A 14,978-nucleotide genomic window follows, 5' to 3' on the forward strand; every position below is an offset into this window, starting at 1 on the left:
CCTCCCACTTGATTCATTAGATGATGAAAATCGGATCGCCCGTCTGGACATGTGAGGCGTAGTTTGGTGAGAGTGCTTTTCGGTTCGTGACAATCACAGGTGTCGTCAACGCACGACCTGATTGCTTGATCGCGTCGATATCGAAATCGATCAGCAGTTGTCCTTTTTCGACAAATTCACCTTGTGTGACGTGTGCTTTGAAATGCTTCCCTTCTAGTTGAACGGTATCCATACCGATATGGATCAGGATTTCAGCCCCTGATTCCGTTGTGATCCCGATGGCATGATGTGTCGGGAAGAGGGCAGACACGGTACCGGAAATCGGAGCGATCAGTTTCCCTTCCGTCGGTTCGATGGCAACACCTTGACCGAGTGAACCAGATGAGAAGGCGACATCCGAGATATCTTTCAAACGGACGACAGTTCCTTGAAGCGGGCTAACGACTTGTTCCTGACTGACAGTTGTCGCAGATACTTCTTTGGCGACCGTTGTAACTTCTGATTGTGGTGTCGCGGTTGCTGCTTGATTGACACCGCCAAAGAGGTAAGTCAAGACGAACCCGACGATGAAAGCAACGGCCGTTCCGATGAGTGAACCATAAAAACCAGTTGTGATGCCTTCAGGCGAAATGGTGGACGGATAGCCGAAGACACCGAGCCCCCCGATGATATAAGTTTGTGTACCCATGACACCCATGATTCCACCACCGACAGCACCACCGATACAGCTCATGATGAACGGTTTTTTGAGGGGGAGCGTCACCCCATAAATAGCGGGTTCGGTCACACCGAAGATACCTGAAATGAAGGACGGTATCGTGAGCGTTTTAATCTTTTGATTTTTAATTTTGAAGAAGACTGCGAGCACGGCACCGATTTGTGCGAACGATGCTGCAAACACAAGTGCGAGAATCGGGTCAGCCCCGAGTGACGTCAAGTTGTTGATGGCGACCGGGACAAGCCCCCAATGAAGACCGAAGATGACGAACACTTGCCAAAATCCACCGAGGAAAATACCGGCGACGAGCGGGCTCAAGTTATATACAGCGACCGTGGCGCTACCGAGAAGCATCCCTGCCCAAGTCGCGATTGGTCCAATCAAGATGAATGTGAGTGGTACGACAATCAACAAAGTGAGTAGTGGAACGATGAACATTTTGATGACGTCGGGAATGATCGTCTTCAAGAACTTCTCGAGTTTTGCTGCAAAGAATGCCGCGATAATAATTGGAATGACGGAAGTCGAGTACGTCATCAAGATGACAGGAACACCGAGGAACGTGATATGAATCGGTGACTCGAACATGGTTCCAGCAAAGACCGTATAGAGAGGATCTCCAGCCGTCAGCGTCGATAAGGTCGGATAGACGAGTGACGCCCCGATGGCCATACCAATAAACGGACTTCCTCCGAATTTCTTAATGGCCGTATAGCCGAGGAAAATCGGGAAGAAGTAGAACAGCGAATCCCCGATGGCATTCAACAATTGATACGTACCTGACGTATTGTCGAGCCAACCGAGTGCGACGAACAGGGCGTTGAATCCTTTGATCATCCCGGTCGCTGCTAAGACGCCGAGCACAGGAGTGAAGATGCTAGAGATGATATCGATAAAACGGCTGAACAACGATCCCTTTGGAGCGTTCTCTTCTTCAATTGGAGACTGTTGTTGGAATCCGCCGACCTCGACGACGGCTTTATACACTTCCGGTACATGATTCCCGATGACTACTTGGTATTGACCACCGCTCTTCATGACCGTGACGACCCCATCCATGTTTTTGATGGTTTCAGTATCTGCTTTTTGTTCATCCTTTAATTTGAAACGCAAACGGGTGATACAGTGGACGACGCTATTGACGTTCTCTTTCCCGCCAACATGTTGAATAATATCGCGTGCGAGCTGTTCATATTTCATGTCCGTTCCCTTCCTTTTCCCATAATTTTGGTTTGCGTCAAATAAAAAACCTGACCCGTGTCAAATGAAGAACGTGAAATCACGTCATTCATCCGACTCGAGTCAGGTTATGCCCACTAAAGGTAACATTCCTGCGCAGGATACCGTTCAGTTGTTATTTGATAATTGAAATGTAGCATGCAACAATTCAAAATGTCAACGCTTACATTTTACTTTTTTTGTTTTTCGACCCTCCCTACAACGTAAAAGAAGAAAGCGGAACGGCATCATGACATGATGTTGCGAAAAAATGATAAATCCTTCTTTCCAATTATCAAGATGAAGGGGGTAAGAAGGTACTACAGTTAACCTGCGCCTGATTTCGGTCATTTAATCTGTCTTTAGGGAGGAAACCAACATGAAGGAACAAACGACGATCGTGGGCGATCTCGTGGAAGTTCTCAAGAAAAGTAAGAAATGGATGTTCGTGAGTATGGTTCTCGTCGGACTCTTAGCTTACTATGTGAGCACTTCATTCATCCAGCCGAAATATGAGGCGTCCACACAAGTGCTACTCGTTACACAACAAGAAGACAACCGCGTAGACAGTTCGGAAGTGTTATCCTCGCTCTCACTCGTCAATACGTATCGCGTCATCATGAAGAGCCCGGCTGTTCTTGAAAAAGTCAAAGAACAGGTGCCGAGCGCACCAGACCCGCTCTCAGATGCGCTCACCGTAGAAAGTGAAGAGGAATCGCAAGTCATCAATGTGTTCGTCACCGCGAACGATCCGGTCGTGGCAGCGGAAACGGCCAATGTGATCAGTGAAGTGTTCGTTTCTGAAATCCCGGATTTGATGAACATCGACAACGTTCGAATTTTATCTCCAGCCGAAATTCCGGAAGCTCCTGTCTCACCGAACGTGCTGCTCAACACGGCAATCGGTCTATTCGCCGGATTCTTGTTAGGTGGATTCATCGGTCTATTACGCCACGTCTTTGATAAACGCATCCGGAACGAGCAAGAAGCGGAACGGTTGCTGGACTTGCCGGTCATCGGGTCGATTCCGACAATCGAACGACGGGATTTGAAAACGAAAAATGTGAAGGAAGCGACACCCCAAGTGAAAGGAGACGTTTCGCATGTTCGGTCGAAAAAAGAACGCCAATCGTCTTGATTATAAAAAACGGGATCTCGTCACATTGGCGAATCCGAAGTCACGGATTTCTGAACAATATCGGACGATTCGGACCAATCTGGAGTTCACGTCCGTCGGTCATAAGTTACAGATGATCACCATCACATCCGCCTCGTCCGGGGAAGGGAAGTCGACCACGGCGGCGAACCTAGGGGTCGTCTATGCGCAACTCGGAAAAAATGTCGTCATCATCGATTGTGATATGCGCAAACCGACGGCACACCAAACATTTCAGTTGTCAGCACATGCGGGACTGTCTACCGTATTGGCCGGTCGGGTCACCCTCGAACATGCGCTTCAAAAAACGGATATCCCGCGCCTGACTTTGCTTGCGGCCGGTCCAATTCCACCGAATCCGACCGAACTGATCGCCTCGTCACGCATGACGGACCTCCTGAGTGAGTTGCGTGAGCAGTTTGATATCGTGATCGTCGATACGCCTCCGATGATGCACGTCGCCGATGCACGACTGTTGGCCAACGTATCCGACGGGACAATTCTCGTGATTGGCTGCGAGAACTCAGATCGTCAGCTCGTCCTGAAGGCGAAAGAGCAACTCGAGCGGACCGGATCGCAACTTCTTGGACTTGTCCTCAACAAGCGTTCTTCTCGTAATACGAACACCTACTACGCATACGAGTGAGGTGTCGGACATGAATATTCTTCACATCAATGCCATCAACGAAGTGAAAAGCACCGGTCGGATGTGTAAAGAGCTCGCATCCGTTCATGCCTCTTATGGACACCACGTCCGAATCGCCCATGCGACCGGACCAGTGACCGAGAAAAGTGTGGTGGTTGGTCAGGCGTGGGAAACGAAACGGCATGCCCTCCATGCCCGCGTGACGGGGCGTCAAGGTTATACGTCCAAACGGTCGACCGCTGACTTGATTGCCTTCATGGACAGCTTTCGACCGGACGTGGTTCACCTTCATAATCTTCACGCCAATTACCTTCATCTTCAGACGTTGTTTGAGTATTTGGCGAAAAGGGACATCGCCACCGTCATGACGCTCCATGACTGCTGGCTATTCACCGGGAAATGTACCCACTACACGGCGGTCGGGTGTGAGCGCTGGAAGGACGGATGTGGACAGTGCCCGCTCTTAAAAAAGGACATCCCGAGCTGGTTTTTAGACCGGACCGGAGAGATGTTGGCGGACAAGCGACAATGGTTCGATGCCATCCCTCGCTTGGCAGTAGTCGGAGTGTCGGATTGGATCACGATGGAAGCCCACTTCTCGATTTTGCAACATGCGTCCATCATTCGTCGTATCCACAACTGGGTCGATTTGGAGACGTTCACGCCGAAAGAGCCAGGCCCACTTCGGGCACGCCTCGGGTTGACGGGACAACACATTCTTCTCGGCGTGGCGAGCCATTGGACCGAGGCGAAAGGACTGTCTGCCTTCATGGAGTTGGCCAAGGCCAGACCGTCCGACCAAATCGTCTTAGTCGGACAGATGCAAGAACAACATGACCTGCCGGCGAATGTGCTTCACATTCAAGAGACACATGACCCGAGCGAATTGGCTTCGTACTATGCCGCGGCAGACGTCTTGTTGAACCTGTCAGAGGAAGAGTCATTTGGAAACGTGACGGCAGAGGCGCTCGCATGCGGCACGCCAGTCCTCGTCCTCGATTCCACGGCCAGTCCGGAACTCGTGACCGAACGGACCGGCGTCGTCGTCGCCACACGATCGGTCAACGATGTGATGGACGGACTCGATCGTCTCCATCACGCCTCGATCTCACGAATCGCTTGTGCGAACGAAGCGCGTCAACGGTTCGACTTATTCGAACGGGCGGAGGATTACCTGCACGTGTACGAGGAGCTGCAAACCGAGAAAGTGAGGAACGCCTTATGACACCACTCGTATCCATCATCATCCCAGTCTATAACGGGAGCGATTATTTACGAACATGTATCGACAGCGCCTTGGCCCAGACGCATCCTGCGATTGAAGTGATTGTCGTCAACGACGGCTCGACCGATGAGGGAAAGACGGCGGCGATTGCCACAAGTTACGGCAAGCAAATTCGCTACGTGGAAAAGGAGAATGGGGGCGTCTCGAGTGCATTGAATCGTGGAATTGAAGAGATGAGCGGAGACTACTTCTCCTGGCTCAGCCACGATGACGTGTATGCGCCGACAAAGATCGAACGACAGCTCGATGTGATGCGCGAGCAACATCTCCCGATGAATCAGACGATCGTCGTGACAGGGACGGCGTTCATTGACGAAAAGGGGGAGGCGATTCGACGGGTGCAACGGAAAGTGAGCGGATTCTATTCGAGTCAGGACATGTTCCGTCACTTATTGTTGTCGTCGACTTTGAACGGATGCGCGCTTTTGATTCCGCGACGAGCGTTCGAACATCGGCGTTTTTCGTTAGAGGACCGCTTCATTCAAGACTGGATCTGCTGGGTCGAGTTGGCGCTCGATGGGTTCGACTTTTACGTGATGCGTGAGCCGCTCGTCTATTCACGGATTCACGGCGAGCAACAGACGAAAAAAATCGCACATCGAGCCACGATGGAATCGAATCGCTATCTGAAGCGGCTACTCCAGGACGTCGAGGTGCGTGATAACGGAGAGAAATTGACCACTATCATTCTGAAGCACACGTTCAAAGAAAATGCGGCGGACGTACGGGAACAGTACTTAACGACACATGATGTGACTCGTTACTTTGGACCGCTGGAATATCAGTGGCTCCGATGGAACGGCATCTTGTTTTCAAACCTGCTGTCTCTATATCGGGGGATGACGAACCTGATCTATCGGTAGAAAGGAGGGATGGAGATGACGATCTATTTAGTCAATATGGCGCTGTTGGTCGGTTGGGCACTGCTCTTGATGCGTCATGACATTCCGAGTCGACGCGGTTGGTTCGTCTCATTTGCCACGATTCAATGGATTGTCTTGTCCGGTCTTCGAGATATCTCGGTCGGAGACGATACAGCCCAATATAAGGCGCTCTTCCTTCAATCTCAAGCCCTACCGCTTCATACGTTCACGGATCGCTTCTTTCAAATTCTATTCACGGAAAGTGAGGATCCGGGGTATTACTTGTTCCAGCGTCTTTTGCAATACGTGATCACGGACTATCAAGTGTATCTCGTAATCGTGGCGATGATTTTCATGATTCCGCTCGGCTATTTCATTTACAAATATTCAAGCGAGGCACTCATCAGCTTTCTTCTCTTCTCGGTCTTGTTTTACGAATTTTTCGCCGTCACGGGACTACGTCAAACGATCGCGACGGCACTCGTCGTGCTCGTCGGTTATCACTTCGTCCGTGCTCGTAAACTCGGGTGGTTCCTCCTCATCGTATTTGTAGCCATGACCATTCATAAGTCGGCGCTCATCTTCCTCCCGTTCTACTTTTTAGCGAACAAGCAACTGACCAAGGCGTATGTGATGACGATGTTCGGGGTCATCGTCGGATTGTTCGTCTTTCGGAATCCATTCTTCGACCTGCTCGTCCAAGTGTCTGGTTACGATACGTACAGCGCCATGGACGGCGCCGGGGCGATCAACTTCAGTCTGATGTTGCTCTCCGTCCTCTTCGTAGCATTATGGCGAAAAGATCAAATTCTAGCGAACAATCCATCTGCCATCCATTTCTTCAATGCGCTGTTACTCGCCGCCTGTCTCTTGCCGTTGACGTTCTTGAACCCATCCATGATGAGGCTCGTCCAATACTTCTCGCTCTTCCTGCTGTTGATGATTCCGGAGATTGTCGGCACGTTCGAGCGGCGGGAACGACTCGTCGTCTATTACTCGGCGGTCATGTTGCTCGGTCTCTTGTTCATTCGCGAAGCGCCGGTGTATTCGTTCTTTTGGTAACACGAGGAGGTGAAGCATATGTCGACACGCATGACGCTAGACGAGGCAGCCAGTAACCGCAAAATCAAGATCGGGGCGGTCATGTCCTACACGCAAATCTTTTTCGGCATCTTATCCGGTCTCATCTATACGCCGTGGATGATTCATGAGATCGGGCAGGCGAGTTACGGGTTGTATATGCTGACCATCTCGCTCATCAGTATGTTTGCGATGGACTTCGGGCTCGATGCGGCCGTCTCACGATTCATGAGCAAGTATATGGCGGAGGGGGACCACGAGCGGGCAGGACGATTTTTAGGCATCGCCTATAAACTGTTCATCGCCATCTCGCTCGTCCTCTTCCTCATCCTCACCGTCGTCTACTTCTTCTTGGACTCGATTTACTCGAGTTTGACGGCGACCGAGCTCGAACAGTTGAAAGTCCTCTATGTGATCGCGGGACTGTTCATCGTCGTCTCGTTCCCGACGAAGCCATTCTCTGGCATTCTCGTATCCCATGAACAATTCCTCTTCTCGAGTGCCCTGCATCTCGCTGAGAAGGTCGGGACGGTCGCTTTGATGGTCACCGCGCTTCTTCTCGGCTATGGGTTGTATGCCCTCGTCATCGTCAATGCGTTGGTCGGCACCATCGTCTTACTCATCGAGTACGTCTTCATTCGGCGCAAGACTCTCGTCCGTGCCAACTTTCAGAATCGAGAGAAGGGGATTTATCGGGACATCTTTAGCTTCACGTCCTGGAGCACGATCACGCTCGTCGCCCAACGCTTCGTGTTGAACATCACCCCGAGCCTACTGGGGATTCTAGCAGGCAGTGCCTCGATTGCCCTCTTTTCCGTCGGGATGGTCATCGAAGGGTATGTCTGGACCATCGCGGCCTCGCTCGGTTACTTATTCCTTCCGAAGGTCAGTCGGATGTTGTCCCGAAACGATCGTGAGGCCATCGGGTACCTCTTCGTCCGCATCGGCCGGATTCAACTGTATATCGTCGGACTCATCCTCGCCTCGTTTTTCATCCTCGGTCGCGAGTTCATGCACCTATGGGTCGGACCAGACTTCACCGACTCCTACGTCATCGCCCTTCTCTTGATTGCACCGAGTGTGATCACGTTGACGCAAGACATCGGCAATACGACACTCATTGCCGAGAACAAAGTGAAGTATCGGGCGTTCGCTGCCCTCATCGTGGCCGCCATCAGTATGACACTCTCACCACTGTTGATTCCACACTTTGGTCCGATCGGTGCGGCCATCGCCATTTGTATCGGCAACATCGTCGGACTCGTCTTCTATATGAACGTGATTTACCATCGGGTCCTCGGTCTCGACATCCTCGACTTTTTCCGCAAGTGCCATCTGAAGCTCTTGCCCGGTATTCTCCTGTACACGCTCATCGGCTGGGGGATCCAGTTCTTCTTCCCGTCCTCGAATTGGTTCGGCTTCGGGGTGAAGGGAATCGTGCTCATCAGTATTTACGCCGTAATCATGTGGGGACTCGCATTTGATGAGACGGAGAAAACCATGTTCCGCCAAGTGTTCGCTCAATTGAAACTACGCATCCTATCCATTCACCACACATCCTAGGAGGGAACAAGATGAAACGACTCAAGGTTATGACGATTGTTGGGACCAGACCCGAAATCATTCGATTGTCCGCCGTGATGGCACGTCTCGAAGCCTCCGAGGCAATCGATCATGTGCTCGTTCATACGGGACAAAACTATGACTATGAATTGAATGAGATTTTCTTTGAAGACTTCGGACTCCGGACACCGGATTATGTGTTAGACGCCTCGGCGGATGGTCCGATGGCGACGATTGGGAATATCCTCATCACCATCGATCCCGTGCTCGCATCTGTTCGTCCGGACGCGGTCTTGTTACTCGGGGACACGAACAGCTGTCTCGCAGCCATCGCCGCAAAACGCCACCACATCCCCATCTTTCACATGGAGGCGGGGAATCGTTGTTTTGACGAACGGGTCCCGGAGGAAACGAATCGTCGCATCGTCGACCATATCGCCGACATCAACCTGACCTATAGCGATATCGCACGCGAGTATCTACTTCGTGAAGGGTTACCGGCGGACCGCATCATCAAGACGGGGAGCCCGATGTACGAGGTACTCCACCGTCAACGGGATAAGATCGAGCGGTCAGACGTGCTCGAGCAGCTCGACTTGGAGCGAGATGCCTATTTCGTCGTATCGGCCCATCGCGATGAAAACATCAGTGATGACGAGAACTTCTTCGATCTCGTCGACACGCTCAATGCGGTCGCGACCACGTACCAGCTTCCACTCATCGTCAGCACCCACCCCCGGACGGCAAAACGTATTCGTGAGAGCGGGGTGCGTCTCCATCCGAACATTCGTACCCTCAAACCGCTCGGCTTCAGTGACTACGTCCACCTGCAACTCCATGCGAAGGCCGTGTTGTCGGACAGCGGCACGATTAGTGAAGAGAGTTCGATTCTTGGAATCAAAGGATTGAATATCCGCCAAGCGCATGAACGTCCGGAGGCGATGGAGGAAGGGGCGGCGATGATGGTCGGATTGAAGCGGGAGCGAGTGCTGCAGGCGCTTCGAATCTTAGAAGAGACGGATGGCTCGATGCGACTCGTGAGCGATTACGCCATGCCGAACGTCTCTGATAAGGTGCTGCGCATCTTGTTGTCCTACACGGACTATGTGATGCGAGAGGTGTGGAAACAGCACACGGTGTCGACCGAGAAGAAAGAGGTGTGAGCCATGGACTATATGACGTTCAAACGAATCTTCGACGGGACGCTCAGCGGAGTGGCGCTCCTTCTTCTCGCACCGTTCCTGCTCCTCATCGCCCTCTTGATCAAAATCGATTCGCCGGGTCCCGTTTTCTTCAAACAAAAGCGCATCGGGTTACGGGAGACACGCTTTTGGATGTATAAGTTCCGGACGATGCATCAGGACACCCCGAACGATGTCCCGACACATCTGTTTAACGACTCCACGAAACACATCACGCGCGTCGGGGCGTTTCTTCGCAAGACGAGTCTCGATGAATTGCCACAGCTCGTCAACATTTTAAAAGGCGAGATGGCCATCGTCGGACCGAGACCCGCACTGTGGAATCAAGATGACTTGGTCGAGGCCCGTCGACAAGTGGGCGCGACAGAAGCGCTACCGGGGCTGACCGGGTGGGCACAGGTGAAGGGTCGAGATGAGCTTCCGATTGAGGTGAAGGCGAAACTTGACGGGGAGTACGTGCGCCAGATGAGCTTTTGGTTCGACCTGCGCTGTATCGCCTTGACCGTTCGGAACGTCTTGCTCCGGGACGGAATCGTGGAAGGGGCGCCCCAACCGAGCCCGTCGTCTGAAGAAAAGAAGATGATGCATGTTGCGAAAAAATGATAACGGTTTCCATTAAGTTACCAATTTAAGTGAGACCAACCGGGTAAATGATGACATACCGCTCTTCCTACATCTGAGACTAGACATCTACGAAAGGAGCCTTCTTATGTTTTCCAACAAAACATTGCTCATCACGGGTGGGACGGGATCGTTCGGCAACGCCGTGATGGAGCGATTCCTCGATACGAACATCAAAGAGATTCGCATCTTTTCACGGGATGAGAAGAAACAAGAAGACATTCGCAATCGCTATCATCATGACAAGTTAAAATTCTACATTGGTGATGTAAGGGACCCGAACAGCATCAAAAATGCCATGTATGGCGTCGATTACGTCTTCCATGCGGCGGCACTGAAACAAGTTCCCTCATGTGAGTTTTTCCCGATTGAAGCGGTGAAGACGAATATTCTCGGTACGGAAAACGTCTTGAATGCCGCCGTCGAAGCGGGGGTGGAGAAGGTCATCTGTCTCTCGACGGATAAGGCGGCCTACCCAATCAATGCGATGGGAATCTCCAAAGCGATGATGGAAAAAGTCTTCGTCGCCAAGGCCCGTGCGGTCGGACCAGACCGGACGCTCATCTGCGGGACCCGTTACGGGAACGTGATGGCCTCGCGTGGGTCGGTCATCCCATTATTCGTTGAACAAATTAAAAAAGGGGAGCCGCTCACCGTGACCGATCCGCTCATGACACGTTTTTTGATGAGCCTGGCCGATGCGGTCGAGCTCGTCGTCTTCGCATTCCATCATGCGCATGCCGGTGACATCATGGTCCAAAAATCACCGGCTTCGACGATCGGTGTACTCGCGGAAGCCGTGAAACAACTGTTCGGGGTCGATCTTCCCATCAAAGTCATCGGGACCCGCCACGGCGAGAAAGCGTTCGAGACGTTGATGACCCGAGAAGAGAAAGTCGTCTCCGAGGACATGGGGGGATTCTTCCGCGTCCCGGCCGACAATCGAGACTTGAACTACGAGAAGTACTTCAGTGAAGGCAGCCAGGAGCTGACGGCTCAAGGTGAGTACAACTCGAACAATACGAGACAGCTCGATGTGGAAGAAGTGAAGGAACTCTTGTTGACGTTACCTTACATCCAGGAAGAACTCGCGAAATGGACGATTCCTGCTTCCGCAAAACGAATCGGGTGAGTGTGATGACCAGACAACGACTCGTCTTCTTATCCAATATCGCTTCCCCGTATCAAGTGAAATTTGCTGATGTGCTTCATGAGCATATGGATACCGAGTTTTGGTTTTATAAACAAATCACCAATCAGCGACCTGACTGGTGGGTCATCCCACTCGGTAAACGCTGTCGCGTCTTGAAAGGCTCCTATTTCTCGAAAAAGACGAACTATCTCTCGTTCGACGTCTTTCTCCAACTCATCCGATTTCGACCGCATATCTTGCTACTGGGTGGTTTTACCCCGTTCCATGCCCTGCTCTTACAGATCGTCAAACTGTTCGGGGTGCGCGTCGTCGTCATGAGCGAGCCGATTCGAAACGTACGGGGCGAGACGAGCGGAGAATCGACGTTATTGACAAGCGAGAACGGCTTGCACAAGGCGACACGGATTCATCATTTGTTCCAGCGGGCTGATTTGATTTTTGGAATGGGAAACGTCGCATGCAATCAATTTATCAAGGAACTCGGTTTTCCTTCTGCGAAAGTCGTTTCGGTCCCTTATCCAATCGATATCGAGACGCACATGTTGCACCCGTTACGTCAGAAAGGACCGAACGATCCGATTCATCTGTTGTTTGCCAATCGCTTAATTGAACGTTATCAACCGCTCGTCGCCTTAGAAGCGTATCGAATCTTGAAAGAAGAATATCCGAACCTTTCCATGTCGCTCAATCGCGACGGACATCTCGCGGATGCATGTCGTCGATACATCGAGGATGAGCAATTGACGGACGTCACGTTCCTTGACGAAATCGAGTCGTGGAACGGGTTGAATCTCGTTTACCGAAGTTCAGATATTCTCGTGTTGCCGGCGACCTATTCGAACGGAAATCTCAGCATCGTTGAAGCCTGTGCGTCCGGGATGGGCATCGTCGTCAGCCATGACGTCAACAACGTCGCGCGTCATCTTCACGAAGGAATCAACTGTTACAAATGCGAACCGACGGTGGCATCGCTCGTGACCGAGCTGAAACACTATCTCGATCACCCCGAACGATTGACAGCCCACGGACAGCAATCAAAAGAACTCGTGACGCCAAGACTGAACGCCAACACGGCTGCCGTCTACGTCGACTTACTCCAACCACTCTATCGCAAAGGAGATTCTCACCATGCTGAAGCTGCTGTTGCTCGGGGGAGCGATGCATCAAGTTCCCATCATCCAAAAAGCGAAACAACAAGGGATATTCACCGTTCTCTGTGACTATCTACCGGATAATCCGGGTCGCCTCGTGGCCGACCGTTATTACTGTACGAGCACCCTTGATCGGGAGGCGGTCCTCGCCATCGCGAGAGAGGAAGGCATCGATGGGATTGTCGCCTATGCCTCCGATCCGGCGGCACGAACGGCCGCCTATGTCGGGGAGGCACTCGGATTGGCGACGAACTCGCTTGAAACGGTCGAAACGTTGACGAATAAAGCGAAGTTTCGAACATTCCTACAGCGATATGACTTTGCCGTCCCGGAAGCCTTTGCGTTCACCGAACTGGAAACGGCGATCGACACGTTACGGGAGCGAGCAGGTGAATATATCATCAAACCGGCCGACGCCTCTGGGAGTAAAGGGATCAGCAAGTGGAGTCGGGGGCACGGGATTGATCAGCTTCGTCGCCATCTCCAAGTGGCATTTACGATGTCATTCAATCAGGAAGTGGTCGTGGAGGAGTTTATCACGCGAGATGGCTATCAAATAGGTGGTGATGGATTTGTCGTCGACGGGGAGTTGGTGTTTCGTTGTTTCGGAAACGGACACTTCAATGTGAACGGAGTCAACCCGTTCGCCCCAATCAGTGCGAGTTTCCCGAGTGTACATCCGCCTCACGTGCTTGAGCGAGTCCATCAGACGTTGCAACGCATGTTGACTGAAGTCGGCTTCAAGCAAGGCGCGTTCAACTTTGACATCTTCGTCAAAGGAGAAGACGTCTATCTGATGGATATCGGTCCACGGAACGGAGGGAATTACATCCCACAAATCATCGAACAAGCGACAGGCGTCGACTTGGTCCAAGCGACGATTGATGTCGCACTCGGGATGCCGGTGACGCTCGAGATGAAACCAGTGACCGTGCCGTCCTCCTATTTCATCATCGGCAGTCAAGAAACGGGGCGATTCATGGGCGTCCATTTCGATGAGGACGCATATACGATTCGACAAGCGAACATCTATTACAACGTCGGAGATGTGGTCCCGCGCTTCGAAGGGGCAAATCAAGCACTCGGTAGTTTGATTCTGGAGTTTGAAGACGTCGAGACGATGCTTCGACTCGTCGAACATCCCGGGCGATGGCTGACCTTACACATCAAGTCAACCGAAGAAACGGAGGGAGAATCATGGACATCGTCGTCACCGGTGCGAACGGTTTTTTAGGCAGACACCTCGTTCACGCTTTGGAGCGGGCTGGGCATCTCGTCCTCCCGATCACCCGTTCGACCTCATTCATGGAACGAAGCAGCTATCTGCGTCGAGCGGACGCCGTCTATCATGTGGCCGGAGTGAACCGTCCCGAACGAGTCGAAGAATTCACGACGGGAAACGTCGACTTGACCGAGGCGATCGCCACCGAATTGCTGTCCTATAATCCGGTCCCCGTCTTTTTTGCCTCGTCGATTCAAGCGACTCAAGACAATCCTTACGGAAACAGTAAACGAGAAGCGGAGGACATTTTGCGGCTGTACGGTCAACGGAGCGGGGCACCGGTTCACATATATCGGCTCCCGAACCTGTTCGGCAAATGGGGGAGACCATTCTATAACAGTGCGGTTACGACGTTTTGTTATCAGATTGCACGAGGAGAGGACGTCACGGTCACGCATCCCAATCATGTGTTGACGCTCGCCCATGTCGATGACGTCGTCGCATCGTTTGTAGGGGTGCTGCATAAATCAGAAAGCACTGATTCAGACGTCCCGACACGCCAGATCACATTATTCGACCTCGCCCGAATGATTGAATCGTTCGAAGCGGTCCGTATGGCTAGAGGAGTACCGGATGTATCGGATCCTTTTACGAAAAAGCTATACAGCACGTACTTAAGTTACTTGCCGAAAGAACGGATGGTCACGCCTCTCTTGATGCATCAGGACGTGCGGGGATCGTTCACAGAACTGTTTAAGACGCCTGATCGTGGTCAAGTCTCCGTCAACGTGGCCAAACCCGGAATCACAAAAGGGGAGCACTGGCATGAGTCGAAACATGAACAATTCATCGTCGTCAGCGGTGAAGGCGTGATTCGGCTCCGGTTGATGGACCAAGATCAGATCATCTCGTTCCATGTCAGTGAAGAACAGCTTGAAGTCATCGAGATTCCGCCAGGTTACGTCCATCATATCGAAAACACGGGCGTGAAAGATTTGGTGACGGTGATGTGGGTGAACGAGCCGTTCGACGCGAGTCAACCGGACACCTATCCAGTCACTGTCGCACAAGACGCGGAAGTCTCATAAAGGAGGGATTCA

The 14,978-nt window shown here is 51.9% G+C and carries 13 protein-coding genes; 12 read left to right on the top strand and 1 reads right to left on the bottom strand.

The window, feature by feature from the left end:
* Nucleotides 1–16 precede the first annotated feature (16 nt).
* Nucleotides 17–1,918 (bottom strand): beta-glucoside-specific PTS transporter subunit IIABC, encoded by a 1,902-nt coding sequence (locus tag KNO61_RS09870; RefSeq protein WP_214685947.1) that lies wholly within the window; start codon nucleotides 1,916–1,918, stop codon nucleotides 17–19.
* 397 nt (nucleotides 1,919–2,315) lie between these two features.
* Here KNO61_RS09870 and KNO61_RS09875 point away from each other — a divergent pair, with 397 nt between their 5' ends.
* The 12 genes from KNO61_RS09875 (at nucleotide 2,316) to KNO61_RS09930 (ending at nucleotide 14,966) form a co-directional block, all read left to right on the top strand.
* Nucleotides 2,316–3,074 (top strand): YveK family protein, encoded by a 759-nt coding sequence (locus KNO61_RS09875; protein ID WP_214685945.1) that lies wholly within the window; start codon nucleotides 2,316–2,318, stop codon nucleotides 3,072–3,074.
* Nucleotides 3,040–3,738 (top strand): CpsD/CapB family tyrosine-protein kinase, encoded by a 699-nt coding sequence (locus tag KNO61_RS09880; protein WP_214685943.1) that lies wholly within the window; start codon nucleotides 3,040–3,042, stop codon nucleotides 3,736–3,738. Before KNO61_RS09875 ends, KNO61_RS09880 begins: the two co-directional genes overlap by 35 nt.
* 10 nt (nucleotides 3,739–3,748) lie before the next feature.
* A complete protein-coding gene (locus KNO61_RS09885; protein ID WP_214685941.1) occupies nucleotides 3,749–4,963 on the top strand; it encodes a glycosyltransferase in 1,215 nt (404 codons plus the stop codon).
* Nucleotides 4,960–5,886 carry a glycosyltransferase family 2 protein gene (locus KNO61_RS09890; protein ID WP_214685939.1) on the top strand — a complete coding sequence of 309 codons (927 nt, stop codon included), beginning with the start codon at nucleotides 4,960–4,962 and terminating at the stop codon, nucleotides 5,884–5,886. Before KNO61_RS09885 ends, KNO61_RS09890 begins: the two co-directional genes overlap by 4 nt.
* A gap of 15 nt (nucleotides 5,887–5,901) precedes the next feature.
* Nucleotides 5,902–6,948 carry an EpsG family protein gene (locus KNO61_RS09895; protein ID WP_214685937.1) on the top strand — a complete coding sequence of 349 codons (1,047 nt, stop codon included), beginning with the start codon at nucleotides 5,902–5,904 and terminating at the stop codon, nucleotides 6,946–6,948.
* Between the two features lie 18 nt (nucleotides 6,949–6,966).
* Complete coding sequence (locus KNO61_RS09900) at nucleotides 6,967–8,529, top strand: oligosaccharide flippase family protein (RefSeq protein WP_214685935.1); 1,563 nt, start codon at nucleotides 6,967–6,969, stop codon at nucleotides 8,527–8,529.
* Between the two features lie 11 nt (nucleotides 8,530–8,540).
* Nucleotides 8,541–9,692 (top strand): non-hydrolyzing UDP-N-acetylglucosamine 2-epimerase, encoded by a 1,152-nt coding sequence (gene wecB, locus KNO61_RS09905; RefSeq protein WP_078147563.1) that lies wholly within the window; start codon nucleotides 8,541–8,543, stop codon nucleotides 9,690–9,692.
* A 3-nt stretch (nucleotides 9,693–9,695) separates the two neighbouring features.
* A complete protein-coding gene (locus tag KNO61_RS09910) occupies nucleotides 9,696–10,334 on the top strand; it encodes a sugar transferase (protein ID WP_078147562.1) in 639 nt (212 codons plus the stop codon).
* 106 nt (nucleotides 10,335–10,440) lie between these two features.
* The gene (locus tag KNO61_RS09915; RefSeq protein WP_078147561.1) at nucleotides 10,441–11,484 is read left to right on the top strand and encodes a polysaccharide biosynthesis protein; all 1,044 of its coding nucleotides are present in this window, start codon (nucleotides 10,441–10,443) and stop codon (nucleotides 11,482–11,484) included.
* A gap of 5 nt (nucleotides 11,485–11,489) precedes the next feature.
* Entirely contained in the window at nucleotides 11,490–12,725 is a 1,236-nt protein-coding gene (locus KNO61_RS09920) for a glycosyltransferase family 4 protein (RefSeq protein WP_251030814.1), read from the top strand.
* A complete protein-coding gene (locus KNO61_RS09925; protein WP_251024877.1) occupies nucleotides 12,634–13,890 on the top strand; it encodes an ATP-grasp domain-containing protein in 1,257 nt (418 codons plus the stop codon). Before KNO61_RS09920 ends, KNO61_RS09925 begins: the two co-directional genes overlap by 92 nt.
* On the top strand, nucleotides 13,854–14,966 hold the full coding sequence (locus tag KNO61_RS09930) for a polysaccharide biosynthesis C-terminal domain-containing protein (RefSeq protein ID WP_214873085.1): 1,113 nt from the start codon (nucleotides 13,854–13,856) through the stop codon (nucleotides 14,964–14,966). The genes KNO61_RS09925 and KNO61_RS09930 overlap by 37 nt, the downstream gene beginning before the upstream one ends.
* The last annotated feature ends 12 nt before the right edge of the window (nucleotides 14,967–14,978 follow it).

Origin of the sequence: Exiguobacterium sp. s140, from assembly GCF_018617035.1 — a bacterium.
Lineage (GTDB): Bacteria > Bacillota > Bacilli > Exiguobacteriales > Exiguobacteriaceae > Exiguobacterium > Exiguobacterium profundum.

Bases quoted from the DNA above. Each gene is read 5' to 3' on its own strand.
- KNO61_RS09870 (WP_214685947.1), bottom strand. From the start codon at position 1,918: ATGAAATATGAACAGCTCGCACGCGATATTATTCAACATGTTGGCGGG.
- KNO61_RS09875 (WP_214685945.1), top strand. From the start codon at position 2,316: ATGAAGGAACAAACGACGATCGTGGGCGATCTCGTGGAAGTTCTCAAG.
- KNO61_RS09880 (WP_214685943.1), top strand. From the start codon at position 3,040: ATGTTCGGTCGAAAAAAGAACGCCAATCGTCTTGATTATAAAAAACGG.
- KNO61_RS09885 (WP_214685941.1), top strand. From the start codon at position 3,749: ATGAATATTCTTCACATCAATGCCATCAACGAAGTGAAAAGCACCGGT.
- KNO61_RS09890 (WP_214685939.1), top strand. From the start codon at position 4,960: ATGACACCACTCGTATCCATCATCATCCCAGTCTATAACGGGAGCGAT.
- KNO61_RS09895 (WP_214685937.1), top strand. From the start codon at position 5,902: ATGACGATCTATTTAGTCAATATGGCGCTGTTGGTCGGTTGGGCACTG.
- KNO61_RS09900 (WP_214685935.1), top strand. From the start codon at position 6,967: ATGTCGACACGCATGACGCTAGACGAGGCAGCCAGTAACCGCAAAATC.
- wecB (WP_078147563.1), top strand. From the start codon at position 8,541: ATGAAACGACTCAAGGTTATGACGATTGTTGGGACCAGACCCGAAATC.
- KNO61_RS09910 (WP_078147562.1), top strand. From the start codon at position 9,696: ATGGACTATATGACGTTCAAACGAATCTTCGACGGGACGCTCAGCGGA.
- KNO61_RS09915 (WP_078147561.1), top strand. From the start codon at position 10,441: ATGTTTTCCAACAAAACATTGCTCATCACGGGTGGGACGGGATCGTTC.
- KNO61_RS09920 (WP_251030814.1), top strand. From the start codon at position 11,490: ATGACCAGACAACGACTCGTCTTCTTATCCAATATCGCTTCCCCGTAT.
- KNO61_RS09925 (WP_251024877.1), top strand. From the start codon at position 12,634: ATGCTGAAGCTGCTGTTGCTCGGGGGAGCGATGCATCAAGTTCCCATC.
- KNO61_RS09930 (WP_214873085.1), top strand. From the start codon at position 13,854: ATGGACATCGTCGTCACCGGTGCGAACGGTTTTTTAGGCAGACACCTC.